This window comes from Virgibacillus oceani, assembly GCF_041521345.1.
GTDB lineage: Bacteria > Bacillota > Bacilli > Bacillales > Amphibacillaceae > Virgibacillus_N > Virgibacillus_N oceani_A.
This window is the reverse complement of record NZ_JBGOHB010000001.1, coordinates 132,396-147,207: the sequence shown is the minus strand read 5'-3', so window position 1 is coordinate 147,207 and position 14,812 is coordinate 132,396. Positions and strand designations below refer to the sequence as shown.

Annotated in this window: 17 protein-coding genes; 12 read left to right on the top strand and 5 right to left on the bottom strand. The window is 38.5% G+C overall.

Annotation, left to right across the window (positions count from 1 at the left end; translation table 11 throughout):
- The first annotated feature begins 337 nt into the window (after positions 1 to 337).
- From pdhA to lpdA, 4 genes are read left to right on the top strand one after another with little or no spacing between them, the layout of a single operon-like run.
- Complete coding sequence (gene pdhA, locus ACDX78_RS00715) at positions 338 to 1,420, top strand: pyruvate dehydrogenase (acetyl-transferring) E1 component subunit alpha (RefSeq protein ID WP_486024504.1); 1,083 nt, start codon at positions 338 to 340, stop codon at positions 1,418 to 1,420.
- A gap of 3 nt (positions 1,421 to 1,423) precedes the next feature.
- Entirely contained in the window at positions 1,424 to 2,401 is a 978-nt protein-coding gene (locus ACDX78_RS00710) for an alpha-ketoacid dehydrogenase subunit beta (RefSeq protein WP_486024502.1), read from the top strand.
- Between the two features lie 23 nt (positions 2,402 to 2,424).
- On the top strand, positions 2,425 to 3,699 hold the full coding sequence (locus tag ACDX78_RS00705; RefSeq protein WP_486024501.1) for a dihydrolipoamide acetyltransferase family protein: 1,275 nt from the start codon (positions 2,425 to 2,427) through the stop codon (positions 3,697 to 3,699).
- A gap of 4 nt (positions 3,700 to 3,703) precedes the next feature.
- Entirely contained in the window at positions 3,704 to 5,110 is a 1,407-nt protein-coding gene (gene lpdA / locus ACDX78_RS00700; RefSeq protein ID WP_486024499.1) for a dihydrolipoyl dehydrogenase, read from the top strand.
- Between the two features lie 175 nt (positions 5,111 to 5,285).
- Here lpdA and ACDX78_RS00695 read toward each other — a convergent pair whose 3' ends face one another.
- Together ACDX78_RS00695 and ACDX78_RS00690 are read right to left on the bottom strand one after the other, a co-directional pair.
- Positions 5,286 to 5,660 carry a hypothetical protein gene (locus ACDX78_RS00695; RefSeq protein ID WP_486024498.1) on the bottom strand — a complete coding sequence of 125 codons (375 nt, stop codon included), beginning with the start codon at positions 5,658 to 5,660 and terminating at the stop codon, positions 5,286 to 5,288.
- Positions 5,661 to 6,180: 520 nt separating this feature from the next.
- Complete coding sequence (locus ACDX78_RS00690) at positions 6,181 to 7,725, bottom strand: glycine betaine uptake BCCT transporter (RefSeq protein ID WP_486024496.1); 1,545 nt, start codon at positions 7,723 to 7,725, stop codon at positions 6,181 to 6,183.
- 230 nt (positions 7,726 to 7,955) lie between these two features.
- Here ACDX78_RS00690 and ACDX78_RS00685 point away from each other — a divergent pair, with 230 nt between their 5' ends.
- The 4 genes from ACDX78_RS00685 to ACDX78_RS00670 all read left to right on the top strand — a co-directional run bounded on the left by ACDX78_RS00685 (position 7,956) and on the right by ACDX78_RS00670 (position 10,553).
- Positions 7,956 to 8,807: a polysaccharide deacetylase family protein gene (locus ACDX78_RS00685; protein WP_486024494.1), complete on the top strand. Its 852-nt coding sequence runs from the start codon at positions 7,956 to 7,958 to the stop codon at positions 8,805 to 8,807.
- 276 nt (positions 8,808 to 9,083) lie between these two features.
- Positions 9,084 to 9,200: a GapA-binding peptide SR1P gene (locus ACDX78_RS00680; RefSeq protein ID WP_486024492.1), complete on the top strand. Its 117-nt coding sequence runs from the start codon at positions 9,084 to 9,086 to the stop codon at positions 9,198 to 9,200.
- Between the two features lie 113 nt (positions 9,201 to 9,313).
- Positions 9,314 to 10,264 carry an NAD(P)H-dependent flavin oxidoreductase gene (locus tag ACDX78_RS00675; protein ID WP_486024491.1) on the top strand — a complete coding sequence of 317 codons (951 nt, stop codon included), beginning with the start codon at positions 9,314 to 9,316 and terminating at the stop codon, positions 10,262 to 10,264.
- 19 nt (positions 10,265 to 10,283) lie between these two features.
- Positions 10,284 to 10,553: a UPF0223 family protein gene (locus ACDX78_RS00670; RefSeq protein WP_486024490.1), complete on the top strand. Its 270-nt coding sequence runs from the start codon at positions 10,284 to 10,286 to the stop codon at positions 10,551 to 10,553.
- Between the two features lie 332 nt (positions 10,554 to 10,885).
- Here ACDX78_RS00670 and ACDX78_RS00665 read toward each other — a convergent pair whose 3' ends face one another.
- A complete protein-coding gene (locus ACDX78_RS00665) occupies positions 10,886 to 11,506 on the bottom strand; it encodes a YktB family protein (protein WP_486024489.1) in 621 nt (206 codons plus the stop codon).
- A gap of 229 nt (positions 11,507 to 11,735) precedes the next feature.
- On the opposite strand from ACDX78_RS00665, the gene ACDX78_RS00660 reads away from it, so the two are divergent.
- Together ACDX78_RS00660 and ACDX78_RS00655 are read left to right on the top strand one after the other, a co-directional pair.
- Positions 11,736 to 11,927 (top strand): hypothetical protein, encoded by a 192-nt coding sequence (locus ACDX78_RS00660; protein ID WP_486024488.1) that lies wholly within the window; start codon positions 11,736 to 11,738, stop codon positions 11,925 to 11,927.
- A gap of 112 nt (positions 11,928 to 12,039) precedes the next feature.
- Positions 12,040 to 12,849 (top strand): inositol monophosphatase family protein, encoded by an 810-nt coding sequence (locus ACDX78_RS00655; RefSeq protein ID WP_486024486.1) that lies wholly within the window; start codon positions 12,040 to 12,042, stop codon positions 12,847 to 12,849.
- A gap of 16 nt (positions 12,850 to 12,865) precedes the next feature.
- Here the strand turns inward: ACDX78_RS00655 and ACDX78_RS00650 are convergent, their stop codons facing one another.
- The gene (locus ACDX78_RS00650; protein ID WP_486024484.1) at positions 12,866 to 13,039 is read right to left on the bottom strand and encodes a DUF5325 family protein; all 174 of its coding nucleotides are present in this window, start codon (positions 13,037 to 13,039) and stop codon (positions 12,866 to 12,868) included.
- Positions 13,040 to 13,485: 446 nt separating this feature from the next.
- Between ACDX78_RS00650 and ACDX78_RS00645 the strand changes: the two genes are divergently transcribed.
- On the top strand, positions 13,486 to 13,791 hold the full coding sequence (locus ACDX78_RS00645) for a YlaH-like family protein (protein ID WP_486024482.1): 306 nt from the start codon (positions 13,486 to 13,488) through the stop codon (positions 13,789 to 13,791).
- Positions 13,792 to 13,827: 36 nt separating this feature from the next.
- On the opposite strand, the gene ACDX78_RS00640 is transcribed toward ACDX78_RS00645, so the two are convergent.
- Positions 13,828 to 14,028, bottom strand: a complete 201-nt coding sequence (locus ACDX78_RS00640; protein ID WP_486024481.1) for a YlaI family protein — start codon at positions 14,026 to 14,028, stop codon at positions 13,828 to 13,830.
- 442 nt (positions 14,029 to 14,470) lie between these two features.
- Here ACDX78_RS00640 and ACDX78_RS00635 point away from each other — a divergent pair, with 442 nt between their 5' ends.
- Complete coding sequence (locus tag ACDX78_RS00635) at positions 14,471 to 14,782, top strand: hypothetical protein (RefSeq protein WP_486024479.1); 312 nt, start codon at positions 14,471 to 14,473, stop codon at positions 14,780 to 14,782.
- Positions 14,783 to 14,812: the final 30 nt, after the last annotated feature.

Genomic DNA, 14,812 nt, shown 5'->3' with positions numbered 1-14,812 from the left:
TCCGTTTTTTTAATACTTCAGGCCAGATATTAATACAGCTTTATAATTTGGTTGTAACAGATGAAATAAAACGCTTTCTGTAATTACACAAACAATAAATAAATTAAATCAAAGTAATTGACCTATTGTGAGTAATATACTACTATTTAAACTAGGATCGATTGTACTAATTCATTCCGTTTTATTTATGTAACAGTTTTATCTGTCAGCATTATATGATTAATGCAGCTTGAAAAAGGGTACAAGAATAGGAGAATATAGTACAGATTTTTTCAGGTTTTGGGAAAGCTAAAAATATACCACTATAAGGATATAAGAAAGGAAGAGGTGACCCGTTTTGAAACAGGTTTTGGAAAATGTAGAAAATCAATTTGAAATGTTCCAGATTCTAAACGAAGATGGGAAAATTGTTAATGAGAAGGATATGCCTGAATTAAGTGACGATGATTTAAAAGAGCTGATGAAACGGATGGTGTATACCCGTATATTAGACCAGCGCTCCATTGCACTAAATCGTCAGGGACGTCTTGGTTTTTACGCACCTACTGCAGGTCAGGAAGCATCACAGCTTGCAAGTCAGTTTGCTTTGGAACAAGACGATTTTCTTTTGCCCGGATATCGTGATGTGCCTCAGTTAATCTGGCAGGGACTTCCATTGTACCAGGCATTTCTGTTCTCCAGGGGACATTTTCATGGAAATCAGATGCCGGATGATTTACAGGCATTAAGCCCGCAGATTATTATCGGCGCACAGTTTGTACAGGCTGCAGGTGTCGCTTTGGGTATGAAAAAACGAGGAAAGAAAAATGTTGCCGTGACCTATACAGGAGATGGCGGGACGTCCCAGGGAGATTTCTATGAAGGAATTAACATGGCAGGTGCATATGCCGCTCCGGCAATTTTCTTCATTCAAAATAACTATTTTGCTATTTCTGTACCGGTGGAGTTACAATCAGCTGCAAAAACACTGGCTCAAAAGTCTGTGGCTGCAGGTATAGAAGGTATTCAAGTAGATGGCATGGATCCATTAGCTGTTTATGCAGTTACAAAGCATGCCCGTGAACGTGCGATAAACGGCGAAGGACCGATGCTGATTGAAACATTGACCTATCGCTATGGCCCTCATACGATGGCAGGGGATGACCCTACAAGATATCGTACGGATGATCTTGATGATGAATGGGAGAAAAAAGATCCTATCGTTCGTTTCCGTAAATATCTGGAAGAGAAAAATCTATGGTCAGAAGAAGAAGAAAATGAAGTTATTGAAGCTGCAAAAGAAGATATTAAAAAAGCGATTAAAAAAGCGGATGATTATCCAAAACAGAAGGTTACAGATCTGATTGAAAATATGCATGAAGAACTTCCAGCCAATTTACAAGAGCAAATGGAAGAATATAAAGAAAAGGAGTCGAAATAAATCATGGCAGAAATGACAATGATTCAAGCAATCACAGATGCAATGCGCACTGAACTTGAAAATGATGAAAATGTGCTTGTGTTTGGGGAAGACGTTGGTCAAAACGGCGGTGTATTCCGAGCCACGGAAGGCTTGCAAAAAGAATTCGGGGAAGAACGCGTATTTGATACACCACTGGCTGAATCAGGGATCAACGGATTGGCCATCGGTTTAGCATTACAGGGTTACCGGCCAGTACCGGAAATTCAATTTTTCGGCTTCGTATATGAAACGATGGATTCGATTAATGGACAAATGGCTCGTATGCGTTATCGTTCAGGCGGAAGATGGACTTCACCAATAACCATTCGTGCTCCATTTGGCGGCGGTGTTCATACACCTGAATTACATGCGGATTCACTAGAAGGCTTAATCGCGCAACAGCCGGGAATAAAAGTAGTTATTCCTTCCACCCCCTATGAAGCAAAAGGGTTATTGATTTCTGCCATTCGTGATAATGATCCAGTACTTTTCCTAGAGCATATGAAGCTGTACCGCTCTTTCCGTGAAGAAGTTCCTGAAGAAGAATACACCGTAGAACTTGGAAAGGCGAAAGTAAAACGAGAAGGAAACGATGTTACCCTTGTCTCCTATGGTGCAATGGTTCATACTGCGCTAAAAGCTGCTGAAGAACTTGAAGAAGATGGTGTGAATGCAGAAGTCATTGACCTTCGTACTGTATCACCGATTGATATGGAAACCATCATCGAATCTGTTGAAAAAACAAATCGTGCTGTAGTTATTCAAGAAGCGCAGCGCCAAGCCGGAGTTGCTGCCAATGTGGTATCAGAAATTCAGGAAAGAGCAATTCTGCATCTGGAAGCACCTGTTTTGCGCGTCACAGCTCCAGATACTGTTTATGCATTTTCCGAAGCAGAAGAGATTTGGCTTCCAAACCATAAAGACGTCATAGAAAAAGTTAATGCAGTAATGAACTTTTAAAAATGAGATAGGAGGTAGAAAACATGGCTTTTAACTTCAAACTCCCTGACATCGGTGAAGGGATACACGAAGGTGAAATTGTAAAATGGTTCGTTAATGAAGGCGATGAAGTAAAAGAGGATGACGTGCTTTGTGAGGTTCAAAATGATAAAGCGGTTGTCGAAATCCCATCCCCTGTAGATGGAACGGTTGAAAAACGGCATGTGGAAGAAGGCACTGTAGCAATTGTAGGTGATACACTCATTTCATTTGATGCAGAAGGCTATGAGGATGATGACGCTGAAGAAGAAGCATCTGAAGAAGAAGATAAATCAGAAGAACCCGCTTCCAAAGAAAAAGAAGATAAGCAGGAAGAAACAAAACCTGAGCCTAAAACAGATGATGAAAATGACAAACGAGTCATTGCCATGCCATCTGTAAGAAAATATGCCCGTGATAATGATGTGAATATAAAAGAAGTAGAGGGCACTGGCAAAAATGGCCGGATAACAAATGAAGATGTGGATCAATTCTTAAGCGGTGAAAAACCTGCTGCTGCTTCTAAGGCAACAGAGGAAGAAAAAGCGCCTGCAGCAGCTGCTGTTCCGGAAGGTGCTTACCCTGAAACGAGAGAAAAATTGTCAGGTATCCGTAAAACGATTGCAAATGCAATGGTGAACTCAAAAACGAAAGCACCACATGTTACATTAATGGATGAAGTAGATGTAACCGACCTGGTGGCACATCGCAAGAAATTTAAAGAAATTGCAGCAGAGCAAGAAGTTAAATTAACTTATTTACCATATGTTGTAAAAGCCCTGATATCGGCTTCTAAAAAATATCCAATTCTTAATGCAGCCATGGATGATGAAACAGAAGAGATCATTCATAAGCATTATTATAATATCGGTATCGCAGCAGATACAGATAGAGGGTTACTAGTACCGGTAGTAAAAGACGCTGACCGCAAATCTGTCTTTGATATTTCAAATGAAGTTAATGAATTGGCAGAAAAAGCCCGAAGTGGTAAACTTACTTCTGAAGAGATGAAAGGTGCTTCAAATACAATAACAAATATTGGTTCAGCAGGAGGACAATGGTTTACACCTGTATTGAATTACCCTGAAGCTGTCATTTTGGGTATTGGACGTATCGCAGAGAAGCCAATTGTCCGAAACGGCGAGGTTGTAGTTGCACCGGTACTTGCATTATCATTTGTGTTTGATCACCGTATTATTGATGGTGCAACTGCACAACTGGCGCTAAACCAAATCAAACGATTGCTGAACGATCCACAATTAATCATGATGGAGGCGTAAAACTATGGTAGTAGGAGATTTTCCGATTGAGGTAGACACATTAGTTGTAGGAGCTGGCCCTGGCGGCTATGTGGCTGCAATTCGGGCAGCACAGATGGGGCAAAAAGTAACCATCGTTGACAAAGAAGCACTAGGCGGTGTGTGCTTAAACGTAGGGTGTATTCCTTCTAAAGCTTTAATCGAGGCCGGACACATGGCGCAAAAGGCTTTTGGCAATGAAGAATTGGGTATCAAGACAGAAAATGTATCCATCGACTTTGCAAAAGTACAAGAATGGAAAGGCGGCATTGTGAATAAGCTGACTTCTGGGGTCGAGGGTCTTTTAAAAGGAAATAAGGTGGACATTTTAAACGGAGAAGTTTATTTCGTTGATAAAAATACAGCAAAGGTAATGGATGAAAAAAATTCTCAGACCTATACTTTTAATAATGCTATTATCGCAACAGGTTCTTCACCGATTGAAATTCCAAGCTTTAAGTTTTCTGACCGTGTGCTTGATTCAACTGGCGCACTTAGCCTGGAAAAGATTCCTGAAAAAATGGTTGTCATTGGCGGCGGATATGTAGGTACCGAACTCGGATCTGCATACGCAAACTTTGGTTCAAAAGTTACCATTTTGGAAGGTGCAAAAGATATTCTCGGCGGTTTTGAAAAACAAATGACCCAGGTTGTTAAAAAGCAACTGAAGAAAAAAGATGTACAGGTTGTCACCGAAGCTATGGCTAAAGGTGTAGAAGAAAAAGAAGATGGTGTAACTGTAACGTATGAAGTAAAAGGGAAAGAAGAAACTGTGGACGCTGATTGCGTGCTTGTAACTGTTGGCCGTCGTCCAAATACTGAAGAAATAGGGCTTGAGCAGGCAGGAATCGAAACAGATGATAAAGGGCTTATTAAAATAAATGATCAGTGCCGTACAAGTGTTGATAATATTTATGCCATCGGTGACGTTGTTGCCGGCCCTGCGCTGGCTCACAAAGCTTCCTACGAAGGAAAAGTAGCAGCAGAAGTGATCAGCGGAGAAAAATCCGTGATTGATTACATCGGTATCCCAGCAGTGGCATTTACCGATCCTGAGCTAGCTACTGTCGGTTATAATGAAAAAGAAGCAAAAGATGCAGGCTACAAGGTGAAAGCATCTAAGTTCCCATTTGCGGCAAACGGAAGAGCACTTTCTCTAAATAGTACTGACGGATTCTTAAAACTGGTTACCCGTGAAGAAGACGGTTTAGTAATCGGTGCCCAGGTTGCAGGGCCAAATGCGAGTGACATGATTGCAGAAGTTGGGTTGGCCATTGAAGCAGGAATGACTGCTGAAGACATTGCTTTAACTATCCATGCACATCCAACTTTGGGTGAAATTACAATGGAGGCAGCAGATGTAGCGCTGGGCACTCCAGTTCACACGATGTAATAAAGTAATCATTGCTGGAAAAGCTACTGTTTCAAAATATAGAAAAAACCGATGGGAATATTTTTCTCATCGGTTTTTTTCTATTTTATCATGATCTTCTTCTCATACTTACGTATAACTGTCGCTGGCTGTTGATCTGATTATATTTTTTTACGGAAGAAGAAAGGCTCCCTTTCTATTTTTCCATCGTCATCTCCAGATGCTTTTTGATTTCTGTTTTTGAGGTTGGTCCTGCAAGTTCTTTCACTGTCTGTCCATTTTTAGTAATTAATAAGATAGGGTTTTGTTCTTCATTTATAGTAAGATTAATTTCATGGTTTGATTTTGCCTCAGAGGAAACCTGACTGAATTCATCGGGGTATTTTGCTTTTAATTCAATAATAGCGTCTAAATATATTTCTTCTATGCTTGTATCTGATTTGTCTGTCAGTAGAAAGACATCGTAATCCGATGGATGAAATGCAATGATATCTAATTTTTCATCCGGTTGCTGACATGAAGTAAGAAAGAATAGAGTTATGATGAGAGAATAAACAGTTTTCTGTGTCATCAGGATCACCTTTCTTCTTTTTCTAACGTTGTGGTTAGTTTAACAGAATAAAAGGAGAAATCTAGACTTGTTATAAAACTGTTATGAAAATGAAAATGCATTGTAGAGTTGGAAATATAATAAACATACATGGTGGGTTATGTAAAAAAGAAGGTGTGAATAAAAGTATCTTTAACAAAGAAATGCTGGACACCTCTAACCCGCTCCGGAAATATACTCACTCTCATGCTTCCGGGTACAAATGCGACATCCGAGAAAACTTCCTTAGGTTGTTTTCCCGGTGTCCTTTTTGTCCTGAGGAATGGGGGAGTGGTGAGTGTTGAGCTTCCTCATGCTCGTTGTGTTGCAAGTTGATTCAATGCTGCAGCACTCCTCGCAAATAAAAATGGCTACTGTCTCACCGAACTCCTACTTACCATAAAATAAGAAAAGCTTCGATAGCGTTACATTGCATGCCTTTTTAAGGGGGCTACGTATATTACCTCCGCTAGGTTCGTTCATTGTTTATATTTAGAGTGGTTTACTTTAGATATGTCCCAGACCCTTTCTTTTTGTTTTTTTCCAATGCTTCTTTTTCCTGACCAAATGCTTTCATTAAAGAAATGATAATTAATAGCATGATCATGGCAAAAGGGAATGCGACAATAATGGATGCGGTCTGCAGTGCAACCAGTCCCCCTTGCCATAATAGTACAGCTGCTGCACCAGATTGAATAAGACCCCAGATAAATTTGACACGATTTGCCGGATCCAAACTGCCTCCGGTTGTTTGCATACCAAGTACGAATGTTGCAGAGTCTGCTGAAGTAATAAAAAACGTACTAATAAGCAGAATAGCAATGCTTGATACAAGCGTAGTCAACGGAAAATGGTCTAATACGGCAAATAAAGCAGCTTCTTCTCCGGTCTGTTCAATTAATGAAAATATATTTGCGCCTTCAAAAAATTCGAGATTAATCGCTGATCCACCAAAAACAGAGAACCAGAAGCCCCCGAAAATGGCTGGAACTAATAATACACCTGAAACAAACTCCCTTACTGTTCTTCCGCGAGAAACCCGAGCAATAAATGACCCGACAAATGGCGCCCAGGCAATCCACCATGCCCAATAAAATACGGTCCACCCATTAATCCAATCTGCATTCCCTTCATTAAATGGCGTCATGCGAAAACTCATACTAGGCAGGTTTTGCAAGTAGGTTCCAAAGGTTGTTGTAAATAAATTCATAATAAAAGTAGTCGGTCCTAAAATCAGCAAAAACACCATGAGTAAAAAAGCCAAGATTAAATTCGTATTACTTAAATACTTTATTCCCCTATTTAATCCAGACATCGAGGAAGTTAGAAATAAAACAGTAACGATGGCAATAATAATTAATTGCAGTGTAACTGTCTGTTCTATATCAAAAACAGAAGAGACACCTCCACTGATTTGAATTGCTCCAAGTCCGAGTGAAGTAGCAACCCCGAATATAGTGGCAAATACAACAATAACATCAACTGTTGTTCCCCAGCCACCTTTCATATGTTTCCCAAATAAAGGTTCCAGTGTAGCACTGACAACACCTGCTGACTGCTTGCGGAATTTGAAGTAAGCTAGTGCCAATGCGAGTGTTGCATACGTTGCCCAAGGGTGAAAGCCCCAATGAAAAAAGCTGTATTGCAACGCTGTTTTAGCAGCCTCATTTGTTCCTGGTTCCCCATAAGGAGGTTCATAAAAATGCGAGAGCGGTTCAGCCGCTCCCCAAAATACTAAACCAATTCCCATACCAGCACTAAACAGCATGGCAAACCAGGTTATATAATTATACTCCGGTTTATCATTTGGTCTTCCGAGTTTAATCTTACCGTATTTTGAAAAAATCAAATAAACCGCGAAAACAACAAATATGGATGCGCTCATCAAATAAAACCAGCCAAAACGGTCAACCAGAAAACCTTGTATCACGGTTGTCACATTGTCTAAATTAGCATTTGGAAGTAAGCTCTCAGGTATGATTCCCCATACAATAAACAGAAAAGCAATAATTGCAGAAATATAAAAAACTGGAGTCACTCTTTTCATATAAAATATCCTTTCTCCGTATGATGTAGTCATTCTTTATGTAGTTAAACACAAGTAGCGGTTTATTTCAACAGTATCATACCTTACTGTTCCCTGTATAATTAAATTCAATCCTAATTTAAGTATGAATGAATGCGTAGATTTTTTCTCATAAAATAATAGGAAATGATGTTTGAATGATGTAAAATATAGTAGACCTACACTTGGAAATAAGCATCGGAGGAATTACAATGAGACAATTACTTTTTATTTTATTTTACACGACTGCACTCGCTATTTCAGCTTGTGATAATTCTCCCGAAATAGAGGATAACGACCAAGCTTCAGATCAGGTAAACCAAGAAACCGAAGAACAAACAAATGAAAATGCTGAAGAGACACAAAGAGAAGAGGATAAAGCAGAAACAGAAGAAGGGAAAGAAAGGGAAGAGGGGAAGGTAAATACAGAGACAGTAACAGAGCCGGTATATACAGTTGCCGATTCGTGGTCCATTGTTCCGATAGATGATGCCAATGAAGAAGTGGTATTATTAACAATTGATGACGCGCCTGATGGACATGCGCTCCAAATGGCTGAAACATTGCATGAACTTGATGCTAATGCCATCTTTTTTGTGAATGGTCATTTCTTGAATACACCAGAAGATGAAGACATTTTAAAAGAAATTCATAACATGGGTTTTTATATAGGAAACCATACATATAATCACCCATTTTTACCTGATATACCAGAGGAAGAGCAGACGGAAGAAATTGTTATTCTGAGTGATCGCATTGAAGAAATCATTGGAGAAAGGCCTCGGTTTTTCAGAGCACCAAATGGAGCAAATACAGACCATGTTATAGAAGTGGTTGAGGAAGAGGACATGACTTTAATGAATTGGTCCTATGGCTATGATTGGGAAGAAGAATACATGTCAAGTGAAGCAATAGCCGATATTATGGTTCACACGGAATTGCTGGGGAATGGCGCAAATTTATTAATGCACGATAGAGAATGGACGGCCGGAGCGTTAGGTGAAATTGTCAATGGTCTCCGTGATCAAGGATACGAGATTGTAGATCCTGCATTAATTGAGTAAAAATGACAGGGTGTATACGTAAGTGCATGTCACCTTGATAATTGAATATAATTCATAAGCAGAAACATGGATATAAACCGATGAGGAATGTAATTTCTTCATCGGTTTTTAATCATTTTGCAGCTGAATATCTCTTACTATTTCTCCAACTCAAGGATTTAGAATCCGTAAACAAAATAACACATATTTAAAATATGATATACTAAATGGCTTTTTTTTCTTAATATTACATCATATAATATAATTAAGATATTCCTTAATTAAGGAGTGGACGAAATGGGCACAATCATCTGTCAGGATTGTCAAAAAGTTATAGAACATTATAGTGAAGAAAAAGTAACGACACTTTACAGCACATGCCCAACCTGCAATGAAAATAGAAAAGCCAAATAATTAAGAGAGCTGCAATTTGCAGTTCTCTTAATTATTTGCATCGGTTAAACAATTGGAAATAATCTATGGATTAATGATACCATTATGTTAACTGAAAAAATGGGGGAGTCTCAATGAAAACCAGGGTGACCGAATTATTAAACATCAAATATCCAATTATACAAGGTGGGCTTGCCTACTTAGCATATGCGGATTTGGCTGCTGCCGTATCAAATGCCGGCGGGCTTGGTCAGATTACAGCAATGAGTTTACCGGACGAAAATAAATTAAGGGATGAAATACATAAAGTAAAAACGTTAACAGATAAGCCGTTTGGAGTAAACTTTGCAATTGGACAGCATGGACGGCCATTTGAACATATGGTAAATGTCGCTGTCGAAGAACAGGTTCCTGTTATCTCTGTTACCGGTGGCAATCCAAAGGGAGTATTGGATATGGTGGAAGGGCATAATATTAAAAAGCTTGTACTCGTAGCGGCAAGAAGACAGGCAGAAAAAGCAGAAGAGCTGGGAGCAGATGCTGTCATGGTTGTCGGCCAGGAAGGCGGCGGGCATCTTGGCAGGGGAGATGTCGGAAGCTTCGTGCTTACTCCTCAGGTAGTTGACCGCGTATCGATCCCTGTTATTGCTTCAGGGGGTATTGTAGACGGACGGGGGTTAATGGCTGCACTCTCCCTCGGTGCCGAGGGGGTTGAGATGGGCACTCGCTTCATTGCTACAGAAGAGTGTATTGATGCACATGAGAATTATAAAAAAGCAATCGTGGATGCCGATGAAAATGCTACTGTTGTAATCAAACGTTCACTCGGAACGCCGGCAAGAGCGTTAAAAAATAAATGGACGAATGAAATAATGGAGATCGAAAAATTGGAACAGGGCTATGATTCCCTTAAAAACCATATTAGCGGAGAAGCAAATAGACGTTATATTTATGATGGAGATGCTGATGAGGGGTTTGGCTGGGCTGGACAAAGTGCAGCAGGTATTAATGATATCCCTTCCGTAGCTGAATTAATACAGACCATGGCAAAAGATGCTGATGAAATAAAGAATAAATGGAAATAGGCAGGTGAATATTAGTGCTATGAGTTATCATTACCCTATCGATGATACATGGTCAAAAGAAGAAGTGATTGATGTAGTTCAATTTTTTTCGCTAATTGAACAGGCGAATGAAAGTAAAACAAATCGTGAAGAACTTCTTTTAAAATATAAACGTTTTAAACAGATTGTACCGTCTAAAAGTGAAGAAAAAAAACTGTTTGCACAGTTTGAAAAACATGCAGGCTACGCTAGCTATCGGGTGATAAAGAAAGCAAATCAATCTGTAGAAAAATTTATATCAATGAAATAATATACAGGGTCATATGCATCATACTGCAGAATGACCCTTAAATAACATTTATCGCAGTGTAACTGGCTGTAAGACTCCCACTTCAAGAATGAAAGAAACATGAAAATGCTAAGTGGGAGATCCAACAGCCAGTAACTGCCCGATTCGTTCAAGGGCCTTTAGGTCATACCCTTGCGGTGCTAACATTCAGTGGGGGAGGGGGAACGCAGACTAAAATCGCCACGTCCTGGGACTACGGTACAGTGGTTCCTCGTCCCACCGAAATACATTGTGGCAATGTCTGCATGACCTACGTCCTGTAGGCCTAAACCCCCACTGAATGAAGTTTCACTTTATGTTCGGCTTCTTAACGCTTTCTGATATAATGGAATTAATGAATCGAATGTATTTTTGGCTGTTTCCAGAAACTTATCTCCATCTGATACCCTTTCATCATCAGGTGAAAAATGCTGGCCAATTAGGAATTCGCATTTTTTTACATCGCGAAATCTTTCCACATCTTGAAGTTTTAAATTATCCAGGCTGATTGCATCTTTTTTCATATGATCCAAAGAGATAACGTAATGATTAGGCAATTCCTTTATCTCATCAAAACTGGCAACAAACGATTCAGCAATGGATCGTTTATAATCTAATTCATAGATAAGAGCCAACCAGATAAAAACATGATCATCAAATAAGCCAATTTGGAAGTGCGGATGTTTTTTATATCCACGTTTATTGTCAGCTATAGCGAGCCATGTATCGTTCGGAGGATTCACCGTTCTCCGTGCATGTTTTGCAATATGCAGGTATACTTCATTCCCCAACTGGAATGATAAATAATCTACGAGTTCACTGCCTATTTCCTGGAATTTAGGCTGAATTCGATTTTGAATGGCTTCCATTCTTGCTTCCAGTCCGTCAATGGAAAACGTATCGAAATCTTTTTGTTCAAAGCCTTGGAAAGTCATGAAAATCGTCCTTTCTTACATCTTAATTATAAATATGATTATTAATGAAATTAAATATCTAGTCAAGCGGGGAGTTACCATTCAGAAGTTCAGCCTAAGATTATGTTTTAAAGATTAATATTTGGGAATTATAACATAAATAGTTTGTTCGTAAAGCATGCTATGATTTGAACCAAAATAGTAACTGCAACATAATTATAATAAAAGGTGATTGAAAGGGTGTTAAAAAATGAAATATGTAATGGAGGCATTGAGACGCAAAGAGGCACAGAAGAAATTACCTGTTATCCGAATGGAAATTGATTATGAATTGGTTACACTGCATGATGCATTGAAAGAAAATGATAAAGTCCAGATTATAAAGTCAAAAGAACGTTTGGAACAATTGAGATTACAACTGGCAGAGATAGATGATGAATAAGAAAAAAATTTCTCAAATGCAATATAAATCATAAAAAATATACCAGAAATAACATTTAATGACTAATAAATACACTATATATATAAATAGCGACATATTCGGAGGAAATGATATGAATTCAGACATACGGGAAAGTATTTACAGCCAGGCAAAAGATTGGGTTCTTGAAGCTGGAAAAAAAATAAGAGAAACAATAAATGACCCGCTGACAATTGATACTAAATCTAATGAAAATGACTTAGTTACAACTGTAGATCAAAACACAGAGACCTTTTTTGTGAATAAAATTAAAGCAATATACCCTGACCATCAAATATTGAGTGAAGAAGGATATGGCGATGAAATTACAAATCTGGATGGTACTGTATGGATCATTGATCCTATCGACGGGACAATGAATTTTGTTCATCAGAAAAGAAACTTTGCGATCTCTGTTGGCATATACCATGAAGGCATCGGAGAGATTGGTTTTATTTATAACGTAATGGAAGATGTTCTTTACAGTGCAACACGGGATGAAGGCGCCTATAAAGGTCAGTTGAAATTGAATTCAGAAAAAGCATATGTACCATTAAAACGAGCAATGCTTGGTTTGAATCATTTATGGCTATGTGAAAATCGAGTGGTAGACCATCAGGTTATGCAGAAATTAATCAAAAAAGTTCGCGGTTCTAGAACTTACGGTTCTGCCGCACTGGAAATTGCTTATGTGGCTGAAGGCATACTTGACGGTTATTTAACGATGCGCCTTGCCCCGTGGGATATTGCAGCAGGAAAGGTTATACTCGAAGAAACTGGCTGTGTGATGACCGACGTGGATGGGAAAGAAGTAAATATGTTAAATAATAATTCCATTTTTGTTTGTAATCCATCTATTCAGGAACCCATATTACATGATTATATTAGGACAGGGAGAAAGTGACGCTTTACAAGAGCAATCACTTTTTCTTTTCTTTCTTTAAGGAAATACCATATCCCATTGCACTAAAACCGAGTATAATTAATAATACAATAAGCCAAACGTTTCTGAGCGCAATGGCAAAGCCGACTCCCGCAAATGATAAAATAACAAATAACGCTAATAAGAGCAGCGGAAAATCAATATTTTTCACAGTACCACCTCTATTCCGGAGTGACCCCAGTAATTTTCTGTTTACACTTGCCAAGGACAGTATATGTCAACTACCCTAACTAAATCAACAATTTTGGATGGAATTTATAACTACCCAATAGTACTAACGCTCCTGTAAATTCCTATCTTTAACCACCTGAAATGCAATATTCATTATTTCTTTTTAATTTGTTCGTTTCGAAAAGAAGTATTGAATAAGGCCAATTTACTCCCAACTAAATTATCGTTTTTAATGGGGCCTCCTCCGCTAAATTTGAGGAAAATGAAAAATGTTAAGTACATAATCAGTGATGCAAGATCCGGAATTTTTTCAAACGCAATAAATGTTCAATAAAAATTAACGGTGGAAAAGCTAGCATCACGTCATCAGTTTTAGTATGATAGTACAAGAGTTTGAATGGAATGTTCACGTAATGGGGGAGAAGGATGGATACAAACTTTAATCTTATTTTTGATTTTCTATTAGATAATTATGGAACGTCAGTCAACTTCTTTTGGATATTTTATATACTGAACTTCATATTTGGTGTCATTGCATATAAATTGGGATTTGCAAAAAAACTGCCGTTAATAAAATCTGTAGTTATTTATATTTTGTTTGCAATCGGTGTATTTATTATTACGATATTCAGTATTTTAGGACTCCCGATTACCGAGAGTCTGATTATTATTTCCTTTGTTTTAGCCATATACAGATTTAGACTGCACAATCAAAGAAAGAACAGTAAATAAAAAGGCTGGTGGCCCCTCTGGAGCCACCAGCCTTTATTATATAAGATCGGATTTCTTTTTCACCCTGTATAACTGGAAATCACCTGTTGCATGCCTTTCCTTTGTTTTAGATTCAATTCTTTTATAGCAATCTTCGCATAAATACATATGCTTTCTTCGATTCCTTAATCGCTTAGCCTGAAAGGATTTATCATCCAAAACATCTATTTTATCACATAGCGGACATATTACTTTCATCATTTCACCTTCTAGCTATAATGACTTGTATTAGTTATGCTGTTTTTTAAAGATTGGGACTGTAATTACTCGCCCTGCCGAGATCTGTGACCAACGCGACACTGGAACATCCCTATTCGCCTCAAAGGCATCGGGATACACCGGAGAATGTGATCACAAGGAGGCTCACCAGCAATAGCCGTCCCCCGGCAAATAAGACACTCTAAAAAAGCAACCAAAGGGAGTTTGAAGAGATGTCGCACTTGTGCCCGGAGGTGATACTTGCGCGTATTCGGGTTGCATGATTAATTAGCAGCAAACGATGCGAGAGCAACCATTATTTAAGTTTCAATATGTTAAAGTTTAACATAAAAAGTATAGTAAAAAGAAGCTTTTGTTATGTTTTATTAAAAATTTAACGGGAATATTAAGATTAAGTATAAAGGGAAGGGTGATTTAGCTAATGAGGAAACGTTATATTTTATCTGCAGTAGGAGCAGCGGGTGCAGTTGGGGCTGCAGCGGCAGGATATTATTTAAAGGATAGAGAAAATAGGGAGAAAGTTATCGAAACAGTGAAAAATGTACAGAATAAAGTGAAAGATTATACAAATGGATCTGATTCCACTTTTGAAGACGCTGGTGCACCGGATCAATCTGAGGATAAAGATCTGGCTCAACTGGAAAATGCCAAAATGGTCTCGGAAGGTTCTCAATTTGGCGTTCATTACTATAACGAATATAAGAATGATAATAACGCAGAACAGCAGCAATGAAAGGAGGTTTCTGGTTAACCAGAAACCTTC

Coding starts and splice junctions, on each gene's coding strand:
- ACDX78_RS00685 (WP_486024494.1), top strand. CDS start 7,956: ATGAGACAATTACTTTTTATTTTATTTTACACGACTGCACTCGCTATT.
- ACDX78_RS00640 (WP_486024481.1), bottom strand. CDS start 14,028: ATGAAAGTAATATGTCCGCTATGTGATAAAATAGATGTTTTGGATGAT.
- ACDX78_RS00655 (WP_486024486.1), top strand. CDS start 12,040: ATGAATTCAGACATACGGGAAAGTATTTACAGCCAGGCAAAAGATTGG.
- ACDX78_RS00695 (WP_486024498.1), bottom strand. CDS start 5,660: ATGACACAGAAAACTGTTTATTCTCTCATCATAACTCTATTCTTTCTT.
- ACDX78_RS00660 (WP_486024488.1), top strand. CDS start 11,736: ATGAAATATGTAATGGAGGCATTGAGACGCAAAGAGGCACAGAAGAAA.
- ACDX78_RS00645 (WP_486024482.1), top strand. CDS start 13,486: ATGGATACAAACTTTAATCTTATTTTTGATTTTCTATTAGATAATTAT.
- ACDX78_RS00665 (WP_486024489.1), bottom strand. CDS start 11,506: ATGACTTTCCAAGGCTTTGAACAAAAAGATTTCGATACGTTTTCCATT.
- lpdA (WP_486024499.1), top strand. CDS start 3,704: ATGGTAGTAGGAGATTTTCCGATTGAGGTAGACACATTAGTTGTAGGA.
- ACDX78_RS00635 (WP_486024479.1), top strand. CDS start 14,471: ATGAGGAAACGTTATATTTTATCTGCAGTAGGAGCAGCGGGTGCAGTT.
- ACDX78_RS00680 (WP_486024492.1), top strand. CDS start 9,084: ATGGGCACAATCATCTGTCAGGATTGTCAAAAAGTTATAGAACATTAT.
- ACDX78_RS00675 (WP_486024491.1), top strand. CDS start 9,314: ATGAAAACCAGGGTGACCGAATTATTAAACATCAAATATCCAATTATA.
- ACDX78_RS00710 (WP_486024502.1), top strand. CDS start 1,424: ATGGCAGAAATGACAATGATTCAAGCAATCACAGATGCAATGCGCACT.
- ACDX78_RS00705 (WP_486024501.1), top strand. CDS start 2,425: ATGGCTTTTAACTTCAAACTCCCTGACATCGGTGAAGGGATACACGAA.
- ACDX78_RS00670 (WP_486024490.1), top strand. CDS start 10,284: ATGAGTTATCATTACCCTATCGATGATACATGGTCAAAAGAAGAAGTG.
- ACDX78_RS00690 (WP_486024496.1), bottom strand. CDS start 7,725: ATGAAAAGAGTGACTCCAGTTTTTTATATTTCTGCAATTATTGCTTTT.